This is a genomic window from Armatimonas sp., from assembly GCF_043760365.1.
Lineage (GTDB): Bacteria > Armatimonadota > Armatimonadia > Armatimonadales > Armatimonadaceae > Armatimonas.
Window position 1 is genome coordinate 1 of record NZ_JAYUPA010000061.1, and the last position, 6729, is coordinate 6729.

The 6729-nt window shown below is 56.5% G+C and carries 6 protein-coding genes; all 6 read left to right on the plus strand.

Going from position 1 to position 6729, the window contains the following annotated elements; all coding sequences use genetic code 11:
• Positions 1 to 245 (plus strand): hypothetical protein (locus ACH2EH_RS01520; protein ID WP_395138148.1); only part of this gene is annotated, 245 nt, incomplete at its 5' end.
• 71 nt (positions 246 to 316) lie between these two features.
• Entirely contained in the window at positions 317 to 1195 is an 879-nt protein-coding gene (locus tag ACH2EH_RS01525) for a DUF1559 domain-containing protein (RefSeq protein ID WP_395138150.1), read from the plus strand.
• Between the two features lie 81 nt (positions 1196 to 1276).
• Positions 1277 to 1876: an adenylate kinase family protein gene (locus ACH2EH_RS01530; RefSeq protein WP_395138154.1), complete on the plus strand. Its 600-nt coding sequence runs from the start codon at positions 1277 to 1279 to the stop codon at positions 1874 to 1876.
• The gene (locus ACH2EH_RS01535; RefSeq protein ID WP_395138157.1) at positions 1877 to 2815 is read left to right on the plus strand and encodes an NADPH:quinone reductase; all 939 of its coding nucleotides are present in this window, start codon (positions 1877 to 1879) and stop codon (positions 2813 to 2815) included.
• 100 nt (positions 2816 to 2915) lie between these two features.
• Positions 2916 to 5858 carry a hypothetical protein gene (locus ACH2EH_RS01540; protein WP_395138158.1) on the plus strand — a complete coding sequence of 981 codons (2943 nt, stop codon included), beginning with the start codon at positions 2916 to 2918 and terminating at the stop codon, positions 5856 to 5858.
• Positions 5859 to 5991: 133 nt separating this feature from the next.
• Positions 5992 to 6603, plus strand: coding sequence for a response regulator transcription factor (locus ACH2EH_RS01545; RefSeq protein ID WP_395138160.1), 612 nt, complete (start codon positions 5992 to 5994; stop codon positions 6601 to 6603).
• Positions 6604 to 6729 lie beyond the last annotated feature (126 nt).

Consider the following 6729-nt stretch of genomic DNA (forward strand, 5'->3'; position numbering starts at 1 on the left):
TCCGCCCGGCCCTGAAAATATTCTCCTACAGCACTATATTCTCCCAGCCCGCCCTGTTCGGCGATGCCAGCGACTTCGCGGGCTTCGATGAGCCGGATCAGTTCACGGGAGTGCTTGGCAAAGAACTCCAGAAGCTCAACGACCCGGAAGCGACCGTCCGCTGGGATGGCATCGTGATAGATCTGGCGGATCAGCCCCTGGAGACAGCACTTGCGTTGCTGGAGCGAGCACTGGTTCCGAAGTGATTGATTTAATGATAAAATACACTACCTTCCCATGGTGGGAAGAGTTCCCTTATTGTTGAGGAAATCAATAAATGCAACGTCGAGCTTTTACCCTTATCGAACTTCTTGTCGTGATCGCGATCATCGCGATTCTCGCCGCCATTCTCTTCCCCGTTTTTGCCCAAGCCCGTGAGAAGGCCCGCCAGACGGCTTGCCTTTCCAATACGAAGCAGCTTGCCCTGGGAGTTTATATGTACGCTCAGGACTACGACGAGACTCTTCCCGTTGCCGGTTACAACGCTCAATGTCGTGGTCGCTGGCAGTGGCAGATTTTTCCCTACGTGAAAAATGAGCAGATCTTTACTTGTCCAAATCTTGCAAGTGCGCCGTGGAGAGCAACTATTAGTAATTATACTGCGCCTGCAGATAGTGGTTGTCCTGGAGCGACGTTACGGCTTGGCCAACAAGATAAAGGAGGCTATGGTTGGAACTATGCACTTCACGGGGCGTCGGGTGGTGTAACAGGAGCCGCACTCCATGTCGCATCAGGCTACGCGCTCGCCGCAATCAACAAGCCAGCGGATACTATCTGTATTGGTGAGACAGGAATTTTACCGGGTACTGCGTCCGCCGAGGCGGGCTGGGCGATGATGGCCTATGATCCACGCGAAAATGCGTCTGCTGGGTTCAATCAGCCGGGGCTCCTACCCCAGTTCCGGCACCAGACGAGTGAGACACGGCCCCTTGGCGCCCCCGCAGATCGAGTCCGCAACGTTCCCTTCAAAGGGAATGCCAACTTTGTCTTCCTCGATGGACATGCAAAGAGTCTGAATATTGGCACAGCAATGGAGAAAGCTCCCTATGTCAACGGCGTTCCTATGGAAGATGGGAATGTGTTGCAAAGAGCCTCTACCTTGCCTGTTGCCCATGTGCGCTTCGATATCGAGTACATTCGGTTCAACATTTATTAGGTAGAGTGTTGTGATACTCACAGAGAGCCTGACCAAGTGGTCAGGCTCTTTTTTTGTAATAGAGGGTACAATGCCCGCGTTATGCCACAACGCTACCGTACTATTTTGCTTTTTGGTCGTCCTGGCTCCGGGAAGGGCACGATTGGAAAGGTTCTAGGAGCCGTGCCGGGCTTCTTTCACATGGCCTGCGGCGACACATTTCGCACGCTGGATCTCTCGACGGATCTAGGGAAGATCTTCGCCGACTACTCCTCGCGCGGGGAGCTGGTGCCCGATGAGTCCACGGTGAAGCTCTGGAAGGTGACCTGTAATGCCCAAGTAGACACGCACCGCTACCGCCCGGACTTGGATCTACTGATTCTCGATGGAATCCCGCGTAACCTGGAGCAGGCAAAGCTCATGGAGGAGTACATTCAGGTGGAGCGTGTCTTTCACCTGGTCTGCACCGACGAAGCCGAGATGATGGCTCGCCTGCGCCGCCGTGCGCTCCGTGATAACCGCTTCGATGACGCCTCCGAGGACGTGATTCGCCACCGCTGGCAGGTCTATACCGACGAGACACGCCCGGTGCTGAACTTCTACGCCCCAGAAAAGATCGAGCGGGTGGACGCGATGGGCTCGCCCGCGAAAGTGATCCACGATATTCTCGGGCGCATGATGGGCTGGGGACTGATCAAGTAGATGCAAGCGATACGTTTTCATCAGTTTGGTGGCCCTGAAGTGCTTCAGCTCGACGAGATCCCTGCTCCCACGCTAGGGCCGGGTGAGGTTTTGATTGCTGTTAAGGCGAGTGGAGTCAACCCCGTGGATACCTACATTCGTGCGGGTATTTATGGCGACCGACCGCTGCCCTTTACGCCCGGCCTCGATCCCGCCGGAGTGGTTGAAGCTGTGGGCACGGGAGTCGCGGGCGTGTCGCTCGGGCAGCGGGTCTATGCCGCCGGGGTAAAAACCGGAGCCTATGCCGAAAAATGCCTCGCCGATGCCAGCTTAGTTTTCCCATTGCCCGATGCAATCTCGTTTACACAAGCGGCGGGGATCAATGTTCCCTACGCCACTGCCTACCGGGCACTGGTCGGGCGGGCACAGTGCAAGGCCGGGGAGCGCGTGCTCGTACACGGCGCATCGGGTGGTGTCGGGATTGCGACTTGTCAGCTCGCGCGGGCGATGGGTTTGCATGTCACGGGCACGGCGAGTACGCCTGAGGGCAGAGCGCTGATTCAACGTGAGGGCGCACACACGGCGCTGGATCACACGCAAGAGGGCTACCTAGAGGGACAGAGCTTCGATGTGATTATCGAGATGCTCGCCAACGTGAACCTTGCTCGTGATTTAACGGTGCTGAATCGCTACGGACGCGTGGTCATCATTGGCAATCGCGGAACCGTCGAGATCAACCCACGTGAGACAATGAGCCGCGACGCCGCAATTCTAGGCATGACACTCTTCAATGTGCCGCCTACGGAGCTGCAAAGTATTCATGCCGCGCTCTATGCGGGGCTGGAAAACGGGACACTGCGCCCCGTGATTGGGCAGGAGTTCGCGCTGCCGAGCGCAGCGGCGGCTCAAATCGCAGTAATGGCACCCGGCAAGCTGGGAAAGATCGTGCTGGTGGTGTAGCGCACCAATACACCCGCTTCCTCGCACCCGCTCAGCCTTCCCATACAAAACTGTGGGAGGGCTTTTGTTTTTTGCTAAGATTCTCACAATAGGAGAAGTGATGCAGCCGAATCCCAAAATTTTAGCAAGTAACGTGGCAGAGTGGCCCAGTGGGCACCGCGTGATTTTGTACGCCGACTCGGAAGAGCAGCCCGACGATGCAGGGCAGTCAGTGCTCCTGCAGACGATGATCCGACAGTACGGCGGGCAAGTGTATTCACACACGGGTGCAGTCGTGATCGCGGCCTTTGAGCGCACACAGGATGCCAGCGAGCTGGCGGCGGATTTCCAGCAGCGGATGCTCATACAAGCGAGCCGCTCATCGGTGAGAATTGGGATTCATGGGTTGCCCGACAGCCCTTCTACGCGCTCTGAAGACCTAAGCCTTGCCTCGCGCATTGCATGGCTGGCAGAGGGCGGACAGGTACTGCTCTCGGAGACGGCAAAGGCGGTGCTCTGTGGCACGGCGGAACCACCGCTCGCCCTGCACGGCTGGCCGAACCGAAGGCTGATCAAGGGGGCTCCTGCTGAGGATCTTCACGAGCTGCTCTATCCAGGGCGCACACCTAAAGAGCCGGGGGCACGCTTTTTTTTATTGGCTGGGTGCTTTACAGGCGCACAAGGGCAGTATGTGGTGCGCAGGAGCAAAGAGAACGAGGTCCTGCAGGCGCTCCTGTCGGAGGACGCCACGGCGGGGCGGATAGTTGCCCTCCTGGGGGCCAGTGGTGCTGGCAAGACACGGCTGGCAGTGCGCTGTGCGGTGGATCTCGCCGGGATGCTAAATCAAAGCGTTTACTTTGTCGCGTTTAATACGCCGGTGGCGGCCCGCCTGGATGTTGTGGCGAGTAGGATCGGGGAACGAATTGGGCTAAACAATGCGGATCGTGATCCCGCGGGAGTGCTGGCATGGGCGGCGCGTACTGAGGCCATCCTGGTTCTGGATCACGATGAGCTGGTGGTGAGTGCGGCAGTACGAAATTTTATCGAAGATCTCGTGCGGCCCGGTAAAGTACGGGTGCTTCTTACCTCAAGGAGTACAGCCAGTACAGCGGCGCTTCCGGAGCGGGCCCGAGAGATATCGCTCCAGCAAGGAATGGAGCCGGACGAGGCGGAGCTGCTTTTTATCGAAACGGTGCGGTGGAAAATAAAGGGCTGGCGTGTGCCGGAGCCACGCCAGCCTTTTGAGGCGGTTCTTGCGCTGACGAACTCTCTGCCACTCGCCATCGAGCTTGTCGCCGCGCAAGCTGCGACGGAAACACTTCCGGAGATCGCTGAGTCTTTAGCTGAGTCTAGTGCGACGGGCGATGAGAGTGCGACGGGCGATGAGGATGTGTTCCCGCGTTGCCTGAGCATGACGTGGCGCAATTTACCGAAGGCAGACCAGGAAACGTTGCGACTCTGTGGTCTGTTTGCCGCGCGAAGTGGGCTTTCCAGTCTCACCCGCATCGCGGAAAATGAGAAGGGGGCTGTCTTAAGCTCCCTCACTCGGCTTGGTCATGCCGGACTCGTCCAAATTGATGCCGTCACAGGGGATTTCGCTCTGCATCCCAGCATTCTTCGCTATGCCAGAACGCGTCTGGAAGAGCGCACCGACCATGCCTTGCTGGCCGCACGATTTGTCCGGGTCTACCGAGATATTCTGCCCGACGATGGAAATTGCCCTCCTCCGGAACAAGTCCAGATCCTCCTGAAAGAATGGGAGAATTTACTGCAAGCACACCACTATGCCGTGCGTGCAAAAGACTTCAAGGCGGCAATGCACTTTCAGCAGCTCAGTGCCGTTGCTCTCAAACACGGCAAGATGACGGACTTCATTGGTTTGGTTGAAGCCACGAACACCCTCACACAGATTCCTGAGTTTGCACTGCGCGATAATGCCGACCAGTGGCAAGCAACGCTCCAGAACACACTCGGCATGGCGTATACCCACTTACCCTCCGGTAATCGCGAGACAAACCTCCGGGCTGCGACGGTTTGCTATGAGGCTGCCCTGCGTGTCTATACGAGGGAGCGGTACCCCAAAGACTGGGCTATGACGCAGAACAACCTGGGCCTAGCCTACCGTAATCTGTCCTCTGGGGATCGCGACACGAATGTACGGGCCGCTATTGATTGCTACGAGTCTGCTCTCACGGTCTATACCGAGGAACGTTTCCTACTGGATTGGGCCATGACGCAAAATAACCTAGGGCTCGCTTACTGTAACTTGCCCTCAGGGGATCGTGATGCGAATCTTCGTGCGGCGATAAGGTTTTTTCAGGCGGCACTGGGTGTTCGGACCGAGGAGCGCTTCCCAATGGACTGGGCAATGATACAGAACAATCTAGGCGAGGCCCTCCGGAAACTACCCTCAGGGGATCGTGACACAAATCTGCGTGCCGCTATCGCCTGCTTCGAGTGCGCACTGAAGGTCTACACACACGAGCAGTTCCCAATAGACTGGGCACTAACACAAAATAAGCTGGGCAGTGTGTACAACGAACTGGCATCTCATAATCGCGATGCCAATGTTCGTCTTGCGATTGTCTGCTTCGAATCCGCACTGGAAATCTATACCGAGGAGCAGTTCCCAACCGAGTGGGCTCTGACACAGGATTGTCTTGGCACTGCGTATAGCAACTTACTCTCGGGGAATCGCCTGACGAACCTTCGGGCCGCGATGGCCTGCTACGAGGCTGCACTGCGAGTTAGAACAGCGACCCGGTTTCCCGTTGATTGGGCAACAACACTCTTCAATAGGGCACTTCTTGAGAAAGAATCCGGGCTAGATGAGCTGGCACGAACGGATATGGAGCAGGCATGGCAAGTATTCGTAGAGTATGGAGTCCAGATGAATATTGAGCAAGCTGAGCGTTCCTTAAAGTCATGGACGAAACGGAGTACTGTCTTTTCAGGGCAGCGCTTTTTGCCTTTAGGTATAGGGATTGTTGTCATTATTAGTATTATTAGCATTATTTGGGTGCTAGGGAAACTGATTGCGGAAGTGCTCCAAAGGCAGATATAGCTCGTGCTTGTGAAAGATATTATTTGATTTGGGGAACTGTCAGAATGTTAAAGTCGCTTTAGTCTATGTGATGAAATTTACAGCTAATATGATGGTGATTGCATGTCCGCCCGAGAGAGCATCTAGCTCTCTAGTGTCTTCTTTGAAGGAACTAGGGACACAGGTTCTGGTGGTGACGGATGGTCTGAAGGCTTTTGAACTTTCGCAGCAGAGTGGTGTTGAGCTGATTGTCTTGGTGGAACCACTGCCTGTCCTCTCTGGTTTGTCCGTCTGTAGCGCACTGCGTGAGGCGCACGTTACTGCTCCTATTCTCCTCTTGTGCTCCCCAGAAACGCTCACGACTGGCCTTGATGCGGGTGCGGATTGTGCGTTGCCAGAGGAGAGTGACGACGAAAGGGTACAGGCGCAGGTTCGCGCTCTTCTGCGACGGGTGGTGCTAGATCGTAGCCCGCTGCGCATTGCCGATCTCTCCCTCGACACAAATACCCGTTGCGCGGAGCGGGCTGGAAAGGTGATCCGGCTCTCGGCCACCGAGTACACGCTTCTGGAGCTACTCATGCGCCGTGCGGGACGAGTGGTTTCTCGTGAGGAGATTCTAGAGCATGTCTGGCTGGGGGAGAGCCGGGCTAGCGATAACGTGCTGGATGTCTATGTGAGCTATCTGCGCACCAAGATAGACCGGGACTTTCCGGTCGCCCTGATCCGCACGGTACGCAGTCAGGGCTACATGATCGCCGCCGGTTGAAACCGGCGTCTGCAATGGCTTCGTCCCTCAGCCGCAAAGCCCGTGCCGGGCTACCGAACTTAGTTTCCCCAGCCTGGAACAGGCTTTGCGGCGGAACGCCATTGCAGACGCCCAATTTTATTGGGC